This is a genomic window from Micromonospora sp. WMMA1996, assembly GCF_002573675.1.
Classification (GTDB): domain Bacteria; phylum Actinomycetota; class Actinomycetes; order Mycobacteriales; family Micromonosporaceae; genus Micromonospora; species Micromonospora sediminicola.
The window spans coordinates 1,966,036-1,980,140 of sequence record NZ_PDHU01000001.1; the positions used below are offsets into that span (position 1 = coordinate 1,966,036).

The 14,105-nt window shown below is 74.5% G+C and carries 13 protein-coding genes; 10 read left to right on the forward strand and 3 right to left on the reverse strand.

Features of this window, described 5'->3' with window-relative positions; genetic code table 11:
* Positions 1-146 precede the first annotated feature (146 nt).
* From COO58_RS09420 to COO58_RS09455, 8 genes are all read left to right on the forward strand, one after another.
* The gene (locus COO58_RS09420) at positions 147-779 is read left to right on the forward strand and encodes an RNA polymerase sigma factor (protein ID WP_091577560.1); all 633 of its coding nucleotides are present in this window, start codon (positions 147-149) and stop codon (positions 777-779) included.
* A gap of 16 nt (positions 780-795) precedes the next feature.
* On the forward strand, positions 796-1,530 hold the full coding sequence (locus COO58_RS09425) for a hypothetical protein (RefSeq protein ID WP_255292568.1): 735 nt from the start codon (positions 796-798) through the stop codon (positions 1,528-1,530).
* Between the two features lie 158 nt (positions 1,531-1,688).
* A complete protein-coding gene (egtA, locus tag COO58_RS09430) occupies positions 1,689-2,924 on the forward strand; it encodes an ergothioneine biosynthesis glutamate--cysteine ligase EgtA (protein ID WP_098744624.1) in 1,236 nt (411 codons plus the stop codon).
* Entirely contained in the window at positions 2,921-4,249 is a 1,329-nt protein-coding gene (egtB, locus tag COO58_RS09435; protein WP_098744625.1) for an ergothioneine biosynthesis protein EgtB, read from the forward strand. The genes egtA and egtB overlap by 4 nt, the downstream gene beginning before the upstream one ends.
* Positions 4,250-4,258: 9 nt before the next feature.
* Positions 4,259-5,005, forward strand: coding sequence for an ergothioneine biosynthesis protein EgtC (egtC, locus tag COO58_RS09440; protein ID WP_091574201.1), 747 nt, complete (start codon positions 4,259-4,261; stop codon positions 5,003-5,005).
* A gap of 37 nt (positions 5,006-5,042) precedes the next feature.
* Complete coding sequence (egtD, locus tag COO58_RS09445; protein ID WP_091574202.1) at positions 5,043-6,008, forward strand: L-histidine N(alpha)-methyltransferase; 966 nt, start codon at positions 5,043-5,045, stop codon at positions 6,006-6,008.
* 217 nt (positions 6,009-6,225) lie between these two features.
* Complete coding sequence (locus COO58_RS09450; protein ID WP_098744627.1) at positions 6,226-6,813, forward strand: TMEM165/GDT1 family protein; 588 nt, start codon at positions 6,226-6,228, stop codon at positions 6,811-6,813.
* 107 nt (positions 6,814-6,920) lie between these two features.
* Positions 6,921-7,127 (forward strand): hypothetical protein, encoded by a 207-nt coding sequence (locus COO58_RS09455; protein ID WP_091574204.1) that lies wholly within the window; start codon positions 6,921-6,923, stop codon positions 7,125-7,127.
* 56 nt (positions 7,128-7,183) lie between these two features.
* Here COO58_RS09455 and nhaA read toward each other — a convergent pair whose 3' ends face one another.
* Positions 7,184-8,485 carry a Na+/H+ antiporter NhaA gene (gene nhaA / locus COO58_RS09460; protein ID WP_091574205.1) on the reverse strand — a complete coding sequence of 434 codons (1,302 nt, stop codon included), beginning with the start codon at positions 8,483-8,485 and terminating at the stop codon, positions 7,184-7,186.
* Between the two features lie 156 nt (positions 8,486-8,641).
* Complete coding sequence (locus COO58_RS09465) at positions 8,642-10,492, reverse strand: nucleoside-diphosphate sugar epimerase/dehydratase (protein WP_098744628.1); 1,851 nt, start codon at positions 10,490-10,492, stop codon at positions 8,642-8,644.
* A gap of 185 nt (positions 10,493-10,677) precedes the next feature.
* Here COO58_RS09465 and COO58_RS09470 point away from each other — a divergent pair, with 185 nt between their 5' ends.
* Entirely contained in the window at positions 10,678-12,126 is a 1,449-nt protein-coding gene (locus COO58_RS09470) for a polysaccharide biosynthesis tyrosine autokinase (RefSeq protein ID WP_091574207.1), read from the forward strand.
* On the opposite strand, the gene COO58_RS09475 is transcribed toward COO58_RS09470, so the two are convergent.
* On the reverse strand, positions 12,107-12,661 hold the full coding sequence (locus COO58_RS09475; RefSeq protein WP_091577562.1) for a low molecular weight phosphatase family protein: 555 nt from the start codon (positions 12,659-12,661) through the stop codon (positions 12,107-12,109). The genes COO58_RS09470 and COO58_RS09475 overlap by 20 nt on opposite strands.
* Before the next feature lie 144 nt (positions 12,662-12,805).
* Here COO58_RS09475 and COO58_RS09480 point away from each other — a divergent pair, with 144 nt between their 5' ends.
* Positions 12,806-14,050, forward strand: coding sequence for a glycosyltransferase family 4 protein (locus tag COO58_RS09480; RefSeq protein WP_091574208.1), 1,245 nt, complete (start codon positions 12,806-12,808; stop codon positions 14,048-14,050).
* Positions 14,051-14,105: the final 55 nt, after the last annotated feature.

The following is a 14,105-nucleotide window of genomic DNA, read 5'->3' on the forward strand; positions in this document are numbered from 1 at the left end:
GGCCGCGCTGCGCGGCAGTGTCCATGCGCATCGGTCCCGGGCCGGTGCCGATCAGCTCAGCGGGGGGCGGGGGTGCGAATGACGGTGCGGTGCCCCGCGTGGGCCGACGCCCGGCCGGCGACCCCGGTTCCGCCGGGGCGGCGCCCGTGACCCCGGACCTGAACGAGGCGGTCGCCGCCGCGCGGGCGGGCGACGAGGAGGCGTTCCGTCACCTCTACCGCAGCCTCCAGCCGGCCCTGCTGCGCTACCTCACCGCCCTGGTCGGCGCCGATGCCGAGGACGTGGCGTCGGAGACCTGGCTGCAGATCTCGCGCGACCTGCCGTCGTTCACCGGCGGCGAGTTCCGGGCCTGGGCGGTGACCGTCGCCCGTAACCGGGCCATGGACCACCTGCGCCGGCAACGACGGCGACCCGCCGTGCCGGTGCCCGTGCAGGCCCTCAACGACCTGGCCTCGGACGCCGACACCGCCGACCGGGCGGGGGAGGCGATCGGCACCGAGAGCGCGCTGGCGCTGATCCGCACGTTGCCGCCGGCCGAGGCCGAGGCGGTGATGCTGCGGGCCGTCATCGGCCTCGACGCGGAGACCGCCGGGCGGGTGCTGGGCCGGCGCGCCGGCGCGGTGCGTACCGCCGCCCACCGCGGGCTGCGCCGCCTGGCGGCGATGTTGGAGCGCTCGGCCGACGGCGTCCCGAACGGTGTCCGGGAGACGTCCGCGCCCCGCCCCCGCACCGACCGCCGCGCGCCGCACGCGCCCGAGGCCGAGCCGGCGGAGGGCTGACGTGAGGAGAGACGGCATGCACCCGCGCCGGCCCGACGACCGGGCGGAATCCGACCGCCTTCTCGACGCGGCACGCCTCGGCGCGCCGGCGCCCGACGACGGCGATCCCCTGATCCGGCTGCTCGCCGCCGCGGCCGCCCCGGCCTCCGCCGACGAACTCGCCGGCGAGGAACGGGCACTCGCCGCGTTCCGGGCCGCCCGCGCGGCGCCCCCGCCGGCCCCCGCGCCACGCGCCCGCCGGCGTCTCCGGGTCGCCGCCGCGCTGTCCGGGCTCGCCGCCACCGCGGTCGCCGGGGTGGCCTTCGCGGCCGTGGGTCTCGACCGGAACCAGGAGCCGACGGCCCCGCCGGTACCGACCACGGCGGGCCCGTCCGGCACCGGCCCGTCCGGTGCCGGCCCGTCGCGACCGGCCCCCAGCACCCCGACCGGTGAGGCGTCCGGCGCGGCGACGTCCCCGGCGCCGCCGCCGCCGTCGCGCTCGGCCACCGCGCCGCCGGTCGACCGCCGGCTCGCCGGTCACTGCCGCGCCTATCTGGCGAAGCCGGAGCCGCAGCGCGCCAAGGCCCTGACCGCCCCCGGCTTCGCCGAGCTGGTGGCCGCCGCCGGTGGCGCCGACCGGGTCGAGGGCTACTGCCGGGCGCTGGAGCCGTCGGCTGCCGGGAAGCCGCCCAAGCCCAAGCCCACCCCGGAGTCGAAGTCGAAGTCGAAGCCTCCGGGCCCGCCCGACGACGAGGACGACGACCAGGACTGAGCGTCCGGCGCAATCGGATTACGGACAAAATTTCATCTTCCCGGGCGCGCGAAATCCGTCTGCTAGACAGAGGATGGGGGGACGCGCGGACCCGTGCCGAACCCGGCCGGGTCCCGGGCGACAACGACGTCGTCCGTCTCCGGGAGAGGAGCCGTCACGTGGTGATGTCGCCGGAGCTGGACCGGGTCACCGTCCTGGGGGACGAGGCCGCGGCCCGCGGGCATCTGGCCCGCATCTGCTTCAAGACCGGGCCACCCACGCTCACCGGCGTCGAACTGGAATGGACCGTGCACGACGCCGCGGACCCGACCCGTCGGGTCGACCGCGAGCGACTGCGCGAGGCGTTGGGACGGCACAGCCCCGTCACCGTCGACCCCACCAGCCCGGCCGACGAGCTCCGGCGCGGCGGCACCGTGACCGTGGAGCCCGGCGGGCAGGTGGAGATCTCCGCCGCGGCGCGACCGTCGGTCGCCGCGCTCATCCTGGCCACCGAGGCCGACGTCGCCGAGCTGCGCGCCCTGCTGGACGCCGCCGGACTGGTGCTGGGACGCACCGGGATGGATCCCTGGCGGTCCCCGCGACCGGTCGTGGAAACTCCGCGCTACCGCGCCATGCGCCGCGTCTTCGACCGGCGGGGCCCGGCCGGGCGGGCCATGATGTACAGCACGGCCGGGCTCCAGGTCTGCCTGGACGTCGGCGAGCCCGGGCAGGTGGCCGAGCGGTGGGCCGCCGCGCACGCCGTCGGGCCACCGCTGCTGGCCGCCTTCGCCACCGCCGACCGGCACGCCGGCCGGCGCACCGGTTGGGTGTCCGCCCGGATGGCCGCCTGGCTGGCCATCGACCCGGCGCGTACCCGCCCGGTCTGGTCACCGGGCCGCGCCGACCGTGACCCGGTGGCGGCCTGGACCGAGTACGCGCTGGCCGCGCCGCTGCTCTGCGTCCGTGACGACGGCCCGGACTGGTCCACGCCGCCGGGCGTCACCTTCGCCGACTGGCTGGCCGGGGCGCTCGACCGCCCACCCACCACCGACGACCTCGACTACCACCTCAGCACGTTGTTCCCGCCGGTGCGCCCGCGCGGCTACCTTGAGCTGCGCTATCTGGACGCCCAGCCCGGGCGGGAGTGGACCGTACCGCTGGCGGTGCTGGCCGCGCTCTTCGCCGACCCGGCGACCACCAGGCAGGCGCTGGCCGCGGCCGGGCCGGTGGCCGACCGGTGGAGCGCGGCGGCCCGGCGCGGGTTGGCCGAGCGCCCGCTGGCGACCGCCGCGGCGACCCTGTTCGACCTGGCCCTCGCGGCCCTGCCCCGGCTCGACCTGCCGGCCGGGCTGCACGACGAGATCGACCGAGAGATCCGGCGGCGCCGTGCCGTCGCGGAGAGGGGACACCGGTGACCACGACCGAGCGCCCGGGTACGGACGCCGAGCAGCTGCGCGGCCGGATCGCCGCGGAGTTGGAGCGCACCCGCGCCCGCACCGCCCTGCTGACCGACGCGGTGGACGACGACGACCTGGTCCGGCAGCACTCCACACTCATGTCGCCGCTGGTCTGGGACCTGGCGCACGTGGGCAACCAGGAGGAGCTGTGGCTCGTCCGCGACGTCGGCGGCCGTGAGCCCGTGCGCCGCGACATCGACGACCTCTACGACGCCTTCAAACAACCGCGCAAGGACCGGCCCGCGCTGCCGCTGCTGCCCCCGGCCGAGGCGCGTGCCTACGTGCGCACGGTCCGGGACAAGGTCCACGACCTGCTCGACGGCATCCGCTTCACCGACCGCCGGCTGGTCGAGGACGGTTTCGCGTTCGGCATGATCGTGCAGCACGAGCAGCAGCACGACGAGACCATGCTCGCCACCCACCAACTGCGTGCCGGAGCGCCGGTGCTGGACGCCCCGCCCCCACCCGAGCCCGGGACCCGGGTCGGCGGGGAGGTGCTGGTGCCGGCCGGCCCGTTCACCATGGGCACCTCGACCGACCCGTGGGCGCTGGACAACGAGCGGCCCGCGCACACGGTCGACCTGCCCGCGTACGCCATCGACGCGGCGCCGGTCACCAACGGGCAGTACCGCGCGTTCATCGCCGACGGCGGCTACGACGAGCCGCGTTGGTGGAGCGAGGCCGGTTGGCGGCACCGGGTCGAGGCGGACCTGAGCGCGCCGCTGCACTGGCGGCGCGACGGCGACGGGTGGGCGTACCGCCGGTTCGGCCGCTGGTCCACGGTCCGCGACGACGAGCCGGTGGTGCACGTCTGCTGGTACGAGGCCCAGGCGTACGCGGCCTGGGCGGGCCGGCGGCTGCCCACCGAGGCGGAGTGGGAGAAGGCCGCCCGGTGGGACCCGGCGACCGGCCGCTCCCGCCGCTACCCGTGGGGCGACCAGGACCCGACCACCGACCACGCCAACCTCGGCCAGCGGCACCTGTGGCCGGCGCCGGTCGGCGCGTACCCGGACGGCGCCTCGCCGCTCGGCGTGCACCAGCTCGTCGGCGACGTGTGGGAGTGGACGTCGTCCGCGTTCCGCGGGCATCCGGGATTCACCGCGTTCCCCTACCGGGAATACTCGGAGGTCTTCTTCGGCGACGACCACCGGGTGCTGCGCGGCGGCTCGTTCGGCACCGACCGGGCCGCCTGCCGGGGCACGTTCCGCAACTGGGACTACCCGATCCGGCGGCAGATCTTCAGCGGATTCCGCTGTGCCCGCGACGCCGGCGGAGAGGAGTGAGCCGGCCCGATGTGCCGCCACCTCGCGTACCTCGGTCCACCGGTGCCCCTGGGGAGCCTCCTGTTCGACCCGCCGTACGGGCTGCTGCGACAGTCCTGGGCGCCGCGGGACATGCGCGGCGGCGGCACCATCAACGCCGACGGCTTCGGCGTCGGCTGGTACCCGGGCGGCGGCGACCCGGTCCGCTACCGGCGGGCCCAGCCGATGTGGAGCGACACCACCCTGCCGGAGCTGGCCGCCGTGACGTCGACCGGGGCGGTGCTGGCCGCCGTCCGCTCCGCCACGGTGGGGATGCCGCTGCACGAGACCGCCGCCGCGCCGTTCGCCGAGGGGCGCTGGCTGTTCAGCCACAACGGCGTGGTGCGCGGCTGGCCGGACAGCCTCGTCCCGCTGGCCGAGGGTCTGCCCGTGCGTGACCTGCTCACGTTGGAGGTGCCCACCGACTCGGCCCTGCTCTGGGCGCTGGTCCGGCACCGGCTGCGCGGCGGCGCGGCGCTCGACGAGGCGGTGGCCGACACCGTCGCGGCGGTCGCCGCGGCCGCTCCCGGCTCCCGGCTGAACCTGCTGCTCACCGACGGCACGACGGTCGTCGCCAGCGTGGCCGGGCACGCGCTGTCCGTACGACGCGGGCCGGGTTCGGTCCTGCTGGCCTCCGAACCGTTCGACGACCACCCCGACTGGCAGCCGGTGCCGGACGGGCGGCTCGTGGTGGCCACCACGGCCGGGCTCGACATCCGGGAACCGACCACCGCCTGACCGGCCGATTCCACCGGTAGGACAGAGAGGACACGTGATGGGCGCGGAACCGCTGGAGATCCACCTGGAGGAGCAGGACCTCGACCGAGGGCTGCGGGAGGACGTACGGGTCGGGCTGAGCGCCGCACCGAAGTGGCTGCCGCCGAAGTGGTTCTACGACGCCCGGGGCAGCGAGCTGTTCGAGGAGATCACCCGCCTGCCGGAGTACTACCCGACCCGGGCCGAGCGGGCGATCCTCGCCGCGCACGCCGACGACGTCGCCACGACCACCGGGGCGAAGACGCTGATCGAGCTGGGGTCGGGCTCGTCGGAGAAGACCCGGCTGCTGTTGGACGCGTTCACCCGGCACGGCGACCTGGGCACCTTCGTGCCGTTGGACGTCTCGGTCAGCGCCCTGCGGCAGTCCACCGAGCAGATCGCCGCCGCGTACCCGGGATTGCGGGTGCGGGGGATCGTCGGTGACTTCACCCGCCACCTGGACCGGCTGCCCACCGGTGGCCGGCGCCTGGTGGCGTTCCTCGGCGGCACGATCGGCAACCTGCTGCCGGTGGAGCGGGCCGAGTTCCTCACCGCGATGCGCGCGGCGCTGGAGGCCGGCGACTGGCTGCTGGTCGGCACCGACCTGGTCAAGGACCCGGCCGTGGTGGTGCCCGCCTACGACGACGCGGCGGGCGTGACGGCCGAGTTCAACCGCAACGTGCTCCGCGTGATCAACCGGGAGCTGGGCGCGGACTTCGACCTCGGCGCGTTCCGCCACGTGGCGCGCTGGGACCCGGAGCGGGAGTGGATCGAGATGCGGTTGCGCGCCGAGCGTCCGACCCGGGCGCGGGTGCTCGACCTGGACGTGGCGTTCGCCGAGGGTGAGGAGCTGCGCACCGAGGTCTCGGCGAAGTTTCGCCCGGAGGGGATCGCGACCGAGCTGACTGCCGCCGGGTTCGACCGGCAGGCGTTCTGGACCGACCCCGACGGCCTGTTCGGGGTGAGCCTGGCCCGGGCCGACTGAGGCCGCGACCACACCCGGCGACCGGGCCCGCGGGTGATCGGCTAGGCTGGCGGCGCGAAGGGGAGTAGCCCCCAATGTCGTGGTCGACACACTGGTGCGTTCCGCATCCGGCCACGCGGCCTCGGTTCCCGGGGCGGGCGAGACCTTCGACTCAGGCTGTCGCAGCCGGGTCGAGGGCGCCCCTGTCTCTCCTCCCGGCTTGATCGGGAAGGTTCACATGGAGGGTTTCCTCGTCGCGCTGGTGGTCAGCTTCGGCGTCATCTTCGTCGCCGAGCTGGGGGACAAGTCCCAGCTCATGGCCCTGACGTTCGCCACGCGTTTCCGGCCCGTGCCGGTGCTCATCGGCATCACGATCGCCACAGCGGTCGTCCACCTCGCCTCGGTGGCCATCGGCTACGGCCTGAACGCGGCCCTGCCCACCGGGTGGATCTCGCTCATCGCCGGCCTGGCGTTCCTCGGCTTCGGCGCCTGGACGCTGCGCGGCGACAAGCTGACCGAGGAGGAGAAGCGCAAGGCCGAGCGCAGCACCAAGTCGGCGATCGTCGCGGTCGGTGTGGCGTTCTTCCTGGCCGAGCTGGGTGACAAGACCATGCTCGCGACCATCACGTTGGCGACCAAGTACGGCTGGTTCGGCACCTGGCTCGGGTCGACGCTCGGCATGGTCGCCGCGGACGCGTTGGCGATCCTGGTGGGCCGGATGCTCGGCCGGCACCTGCCGGAACGGGCGATCCGCTACGGCGCCGCCGTGCTCTTCGCCATCTGCGGCCTGTGGCTGGTCTTCGAGGCGATCAGGGAGCTGAACTGACGCCGGTGGCGTTCGGATGATCGGGCCTGGTCCCGGTGGGTAAGTGTCCGGGAGGCGGCGCCGTGGCGCGCCGCCGCCAGGATTCGGACGACCGGGAGGTTCCGCGCATGAGCAGGCACGACGAGCCCAACGAGTACGGCTTCGCAGGCGGTGCGACCGCCCCGGAGCCGCCGGCCGGCGGACGCGCGGACGAGCGGGACCGCGCCGAGCAGGTCGCGGTGCCCGGTGACGATCTGACCGAGCCGGTCGCCGACGCGCTCGAGGAGGAGACCCAGGACGAGCGCGAGGCCCGTCCGGCCGAGCGCCGGCGCTGACGCCCGCGACGCCGGCCGTCGATCCCGCACCGGGGTCGGCGGCCGGCGCCTTCGCGTCAGGCGGATTCCTGCTGGTAGACGTCCGGAATGCCGTCGCCGTCGTCGTCGCGGCTCTCCCGCTCGCTGATCCGCCGGTAGACCCGGTTGCGCCGGACCAGCACCAGGGCGGCCAGAGCGGCGGAGACCACCGAGCCGAGCAGCACGGCCACCTTGACGCCGTCCTCCTCGGGACTTCCCGCGCCGAACGCCAGCTCACCGATGAGCAGTGACACGGTGAAGCCGATGCCGGCGAGGAGCGCCAGGCCCACCAGGTCCGCCCAGGTGATCTCCTCGTCCAGTTCCGCGCGGGTGAACCGGGCGAGCAGGTAGGTCGAGCCGAACACCCCCACGACCTTGCCCAGCACCAGACCGGCCGCCACCGCCACCACCACCGGGTTGGTGAGGGTTTCGCCCAGGTCCACGCCGACCAGGGTCACGCCCGCGGCGAAGAAGGCGAACAGGGGCACGGCGAAGCCGGCGGAGACGGGCCGCCATCGGTGCTCCAGTCGCTCCGCCAGCCCGGGCGCCCCGCTCCGGCTGGGCAGGACCGGGACGGTGAAGCCGAGCAGCACCCCGGCCACCGTGGCGTGCACACCGGAGGCGTGCACCAGCGTCCAGGCCGTCACCGCCAGCGGGATCAGCGCCCACCACCAGGTCCGCCGCCGCTGCACCAGCAGTCCGAACGCGGCGATCGGCAGCAGCGCGCCGAGCAGGGGCAGCGGGTGGAAGTCGGCGGTGTAGAAGATCGCGATGATGGTGATCGCGAAGAGGTCGTCGACCACCGCGAGGGTGAGCAGGAAGGCCCGCAGCCCCTGCGGCAGGTGCGAGCTGACCACGGCCAGCACGGCGAGTGCGAACGCGATGTCGGTGGCGGTGGGGATCGCCCACCCCCGCGCGCCGGCGCCGCCGGCGCTCGACGTCACCGCCAGGTAGATCAGCGCCGGCGCCGCCATGCCGCCGATCGCGGCCACCACCGGCAGGAGGGCGCGTCGCGGGTCACGCAGATCACCGGCGACGAACTCGCGCTTGAGCTCCAGCCCGACCACGAAGAAGAAGATCGCCAGCAGCCCGTCCGCCGCCCAGGTGGCGAGGCTGAGGTCGAGGTGCAGCGACGCGCCGCCGGGCCAGGGAACCCAGTCGCCCAGCGCCGCGTACGCCGCGCGCCACGGTGAGTTGGCCCAGACCAGGGCGATGACCGCGCCGAGCAGCAGGAGCCCGCCGCCGACCGTCTCGGTGCGCAGCACGTCGGCCAGGAAGCGGGCCTCGGGCCAGGAGCGGCGGGACAACAGACGGGGAGACTGCGGGGTGCGGTCGGGCATGCGGCATCCGATCGGGAGCAGGGGTCGACGACGGAATCGCCGACCAGGCTTCCCGGCACACCATGGTCAACCCTAACGGCGGTTCCGGTCGTCGGCGAGCCGAGCCGGTGGGACGCTCCTCTCATCAGGTGAACGGGGCGTCCCACCGTCGGTGGCTCAGCGCTGTCCCGGCAGGGCCGGCAGGGAGGAGCCGATCGCCTCGCAGAACGCCGCCATCCGCTTGATCAACTCATCGGGGTCGGCGTACGGGTCGAGCGCGCGCACCTCGTCCGGGTCGAGCGCCGGCACGGGTACGTGCGAGATCAGCGGGTGCAGCGGGCGGGTGTCCACCTCGTCGGCGCCGAACAGGTGCTCGTGCAGTTTCTCGCCCGGCCGCAGCCCGGTGTAGACGATGTCGACCGGGTGGTCCGCCTCGGCGGCGAGCCGGCGGGCCACGTCGGCGATCCGCACCGGCTCGCCCATGTCGAGCACCAGCGCCTCGCCGCCGCGTCCGATCGTCGCGGCCTGCAGGACCAGGTGCACGGCCTCCTGAACGGTCATGAAGTAGCGGGTCACGTCGGGGTGGGTGACCGTGATCGGCACTCCGGCCCGGATCTGGGCCTGGAACGCGGTCAGCACCGACCCCCGGCTGCTGAGCACGTTGCCGAACCGGACACTGAGGTAGGTGCCGTCCATCCGCTCGGCCTGGTGGGCGGTGAGCCGTTCGGTGATCCGCTTCGAGTAGCCCAGCACACTGGTCGGGTTCGCCGCCTTGTCGGTGGAGATGTTGACGAACTCGGCGACGTCCCGGCACGCCTCCAGCACGTTCAGCGTGCCCAGGATGTTCGTCTTGATCGCCTCGCCCGGGTGTCGCTGGAGCATGGTCAGGTGCTTCAGGGCGGCGGCGTGGAACACCACGTCAGGCTGCCGGTCGGCGACGATCCGGGCGATCCCCTCGGCGTCCCGGATGTCGGCCAGGATCAGTTCGGGGCCGTCCAGCAGGGCGCGGCCGTGCAGCGACATCTGGAGCGCGTGCAGCGCGGACTCGTCCCGGTCGAGCATCATCAGCTCGTCCGGCTCGCAGCGGGCGATCTGCCGGCACAGCTCCGAGCCGATCGAGCCGCCCGCGCCGGTGACCAGCACCCGCCGGCCGGCCAGCCCGCCGCGCTCGACGGTCAGCTCGGCCACCCGCTGGGCGCGGCCCAGCAGGTCGGTGAGCTGGAGGTCGCGGACGTCGGTGGCGGCGACCGGCCGGTCGAGCAGCTCACGCACCGGGGGCAGGACCTTGAACGCGGCCCCGGCCTCGAGGGTGCGGGTCCGCACGTCGCGCAGCAGCTGCGGGTCCGAGCCGCTCATCGAGAAGATGACGGTACGCGCCTGGGTGGCGCGGATCACGGCGCCGACCTGTTCCCGGCCGCCCAGCACGCGCAGCCCCTCCAGCCGCAGTCCCCGGCTCTCCGGGGCGTCGTCGAGCAGCCCCACCGGCCGGTAGCTGCTGTCCGGGTCGTGCAGCAGCGCCCGGACCAGCCGTTCGCTGGCCGCGTCGACGCCGTAGACCAGGCAGCGCTCGGCGTGTCGCGCCGCCGGTCGGTGCCGGTCGGCGTGGGCCCGCCACAGTCCGCGGGCGGTCGCCATCAGGACCAGCGCGACGGCGCCGCCGACCAGCGGCGTGGTCGCGGGGACCGGTCGCTCGGCCCAGGGGAGCACGCCGGCGACGGTGATCAGGGCGGCCAGCGCGACGGTGGCGGCCAGTCCTCGGGCATCGCCGGCGCTGCCGATCGGGTAGCGGCCGTAGACCCGCGAGCGCAGCAGCGTGAGCAGCGCGTACAGCGCGGCGCAGGCGAGCGCCACGCCGAGGATCCGGCCGCTGAGGGCGGCGGTCAGGTCGAACTCGTACCGGGTCCACGCCGCGCCGAGAAATCCTCCGCACCACGCGGCCGTGTCCAGCGTTAACAGGGAGAGGGTGGCGGCGCGGTGGGTGGTTCGTCCGCGGGGTCGCACGACGTCGGCGGTGGTTTCACGATCCATGGGCTGCCTCGGTGTCCTATCCAGATTGAAAGGATTTAGACCGTCTGTGCCTGTTCGGTCGTTTACATTCGTCCAGTCACCTAACGTGGCGAATAGGCGATTCGATCCTGGCACGGCTACTGGTGTTTTTAGGGGGCTTTCGTGCAGTTTCATCGGCAGACCGGCGTGTCGCGAGGGGGAGCGTGATGGACGTTCTCGGCTACCTGCGCCTGGTCCGACGCCACTGGTGGATCGTGCTGGTCACGGTGATGCTCGCGCTGGGCACCGCCGCGCTGGTGACGGTCCGGACGGCGCCTCGTTACGAGGCCTCGGTGACGTTCTTCGTCACCACACCCAGCCAGGGCGTCACCGACGCGTACCAGGGCGGCCTCTTCCTCCAGCAGCGGGTGAAGTCCTACGGCGACCTGCTCACCAGTGACCGGCTGGCGCAGAGCGTGGTGGCCGAGGCGCCGCTCGGCCTCACCGCCGACCAGGTGCGCAACCGGATCACCACCGTCGCCACCACCGGCACCGTCCTGCTCAAGGCCACCATCACCGACACGGACCAGACCCGGGCGCTCAAGACCACCGAGACGCTCGCGGCCAAGTTCACCGAGCTGGTCCGGAAGGTGGAGACACCGCCGGACGGCAAGTCCCCGCCGATCAAGATCGAGGTGGTGAGCGGCCCTCGGGTGACCTCCAGCCCGGTGTCCCCCCAGCCGGTGCGCAACCTGGTCCTCGGCGGCCTGCTCGGCCTGCTGGCCGGTGCCGCGCTCGCCGTGCTGCGCGGGCTGGCCGACGTGCGGATGCGCGACGCCGCCGCGTTGCAGCGGGTCACCGGCAGCCCGCTGCTGGGCGAGATCCCGTTCGAGTCCGGCGCGAAGGCGGCCCCGTTGATCGTCGGCGACGCGGCCAACTCGCCGCGGGCCGAGGCGGTCCGCAAGCTGCGCACCAACCTGCGCTTCGTGGACGTGCACGAGCCGGCCCGGGTCATCGCTGTCACCAGCGCGTTGCAGGGCGAGGGGAAGACCACGATGGCCTGCAACACGGCCATCGCGCTGGCCGAGGCGGGGTGGCGGGTGCTGCTGATCGACGCCGACCTGCGCCGGCCCAAGGTGGCCGACTACCTCGGCCTCGACGGCGGCGTCGGCCTCACCGACGTGCTGGTCGGCGACGTGCAGGTCGGTGACGTGGTGCAGCGTTGGGGCGAGAAGTCGCTGCTGGTGCTGCCCAGTGGCGCCGCCCCGCCGAACCCCAGCGAACTGCTCGGCTCCAAGGCGATGGCCGACCTGCTGGTGGCGCTGCGCGAGTCGGCGGACATCGTGGTCATCGACACCGCGCCGCTGCTGGCGGTCACCGACGGCGTGGTCGTGGCGGTGCAGGCCGACGGCGCGTTGCTGGTCACCCAGCAGGGGCGGACCTCACGCAGCCAGGTGGCCGCGGCGGCGCACGCGCTCAGCTCGGTCTCGGTGCGCCTGCTCGGCTGCGTGCTCAACATGGCCAAGGTGGCCAAGGCGGACGCCTACCAGTACGAGGCGTACAAGGTCGTCGTGCCCGCCGCGCCGTCCGTGCCCACGGACCGGGCCGGCACCCGGCGGGGTGGGCAGCCGGCCGTGGGCGACCGGACGCAGGAACTCACCCGGCTGTCGCGATGAGCGCCAGCACCGGCCGGATCGACCGCTCGATCTCCTCGGCGCAGCGGCGGAAGTCGGCCGGCGAGCCACCGATCGGGTCGCGCAGGTCGTCCGCGCCGGGGGCGGCGGGTTGCATCCGCCCCCGGGCGCGGACGGCCGCCGCCACCGCCGCCCGCAGCGGCGTGTCCGCCGTCGCCCCGGCCGGTTCGGCCGCGGCGGCGAGCCGGGCGAACTGGCGCAGCGTGAAGGTCCGGGTCAGCGCCGCCGGGGCCAGTGCGGTGCAGGCCGAGCGCTGCCGCCGGGTCGCGGTCAACACCAGCGCCGCCCCGGCCAGGTGTTCCGGACGCAGCCGGCGGGTACGGAACGCCGCCGCGTCGGCCCCGGTGCCGGCCGCCACCTCGACGGCGTACGGGTGCATGGCGGCGCCGTCGACCGCGTCGGTCCCGGCGCTGGTCACCACCACCGGTAGGTCGGCCAGCAGGCGGCGGGCGATGAACTCGGCCATCGGGGACCGGCACATGTTGGCGTGGCAGACGAAGAGCACCCCGTCGACCATCTGCACCCCTCTCGTCGGCGTGGTCGCGGGACGCGGTGCCGCGACGGCGTTCTTCCGGCGGTCGCGGCCGGACGCAGAGGGGATGCGGGCATCGTACGCGGTGCGGACGGCGACGGTCTCGCAGGCCGCGCCGGGAGCGCGGCCATGAAGATCGGCATCCTGTCCTACCACTTCCCGCCGGAGCCGGCGTTCATCCCGGGCAGCCTGGCCGAGGAGTTGGCGGCCCGCGGCCACGAGGTGCGGGTGCTCACCGGCTTCCCGGACTACCCGGGTGGTCACGTCTATCCCGGTTGGCGACAGCGGTGGCGGCACCAGACCCACAGCGAGCGGCTGACCGTCCGTCGGGTGCCCCGGTACGCCCGCGGCGACGCCTCGCCCGGGGCGCGCACGGCCGCCTGGCTCTCCTTCGCCGGCAGCGTGGCGGTCGCCGGGCGGCGCTACCTGCGGGACGTCGACGCCCTCTACGTCTTCCAGCACCCGGCGGTGACCTTCGCCGCGGCGGGTCTGCTGCGGCTGCTCGGCCGGGTGCCGACGGTGCTGCACGTGCAGGACGTGTGGACGGGGGAGGAGCCGTCCCGGCCGGGGGAGAACCGGCGCTGGTCGGACCGGTTCGACACGAGCCTGCGCCGGCTCTACCGGGAGGCCGCCGCGGTGGCGGTCACCGCGCCGTCCATGCGCGACCTGGTGGTCGCCGCCGGGGCGGGGCCGGACCGGGTGCGTACCGTGCTCAACTGGACCGACGAGCGGATCTTCCGCCCGGCCGAGCCCGGTCCCGCGGCCCGTCGCCTGATCCGCCGGGACGACCGCTGCCTGGTGATGCACGCCGGCACGATCGGCGTACGGCAGGGTCTGGAGACCGCGGTCCGCGCGGCGGCCGCGCTGGGCGACCGGATGGACCTGGTCCTGGTCGGTTCCGGTGCGCAGGAGCGGCGGGTGCGGGGGCTCGCCGCCGACCTCGGCGCCGACAACGTCCGGTTCGTCGAGTGGCGGTCCCCGGTGGACATGCCGCAGTTGTACGCGACCGCCGACTACCAGCTCGTCATGCAGCGCGACGTGCCCGAGTTGCGCGGCACCGTGCCGGGCAAGCTGCAGGCCGCCTTCTCCTGTGCCGCGCCGGTGGTCGCCTCGACCGGCGGGGACACCGCCGAGCTGGTGGAGCGGGCGCGCGCCGGGCTGTCCTGCCCGCCGGAGGACTGGGCCGCGCTGGCCGACCGGTTCTGGCTGGCCGCGGCCATCCCGCGGGCGGCGCGGGTGGAGATGGGCCGTCGCGGTCGGGACGCCTACCTGCGGGAGATGTCGCTGCGGGCCGGGGTGGACCGGATCGAGGGCTTGTTACGCGAGGCATCCACCCCCATGGCGAAGCGAGCAAACCTCGCAGTGGGGCGATAAAGCTTCAAGGGACCCCAAAACCCGACGAACGCCTGCATTTTCGTGCTAGAAAGCA

Bases quoted from the DNA above. Each gene is read 5' to 3' on its own strand.
- COO58_RS09425 (WP_255292568.1), top strand. From the start codon at position 796: ATGCACCCGCGCCGGCCCGACGACCGGGCGGAATCCGACCGCCTTCTC.
- egtC (WP_091574201.1), top strand. From the start codon at position 4,259: ATGTGCCGCCACCTCGCGTACCTCGGTCCACCGGTGCCCCTGGGGAGC.
- egtD (WP_091574202.1), top strand. From the start codon at position 5,043: ATGGGCGCGGAACCGCTGGAGATCCACCTGGAGGAGCAGGACCTCGAC.
- COO58_RS09450 (WP_098744627.1), top strand. From the start codon at position 6,226: ATGGAGGGTTTCCTCGTCGCGCTGGTGGTCAGCTTCGGCGTCATCTTC.
- COO58_RS09455 (WP_091574204.1), top strand. From the start codon at position 6,921: ATGAGCAGGCACGACGAGCCCAACGAGTACGGCTTCGCAGGCGGTGCG.
- nhaA (WP_091574205.1), bottom strand. From the start codon at position 8,485: ATGCCCGACCGCACCCCGCAGTCTCCCCGTCTGTTGTCCCGCCGCTCC.
- COO58_RS09465 (WP_098744628.1), bottom strand. From the start codon at position 10,492: ATGGATCGTGAAACCACCGCCGACGTCGTGCGACCCCGCGGACGAACC.
- COO58_RS09470 (WP_091574207.1), top strand. From the start codon at position 10,678: ATGGACGTTCTCGGCTACCTGCGCCTGGTCCGACGCCACTGGTGGATC.
- COO58_RS09475 (WP_091577562.1), bottom strand. From the start codon at position 12,661: ATGGTCGACGGGGTGCTCTTCGTCTGCCACGCCAACATGTGCCGGTCC.
- COO58_RS09480 (WP_091574208.1), top strand. From the start codon at position 12,806: ATGAAGATCGGCATCCTGTCCTACCACTTCCCGCCGGAGCCGGCGTTC.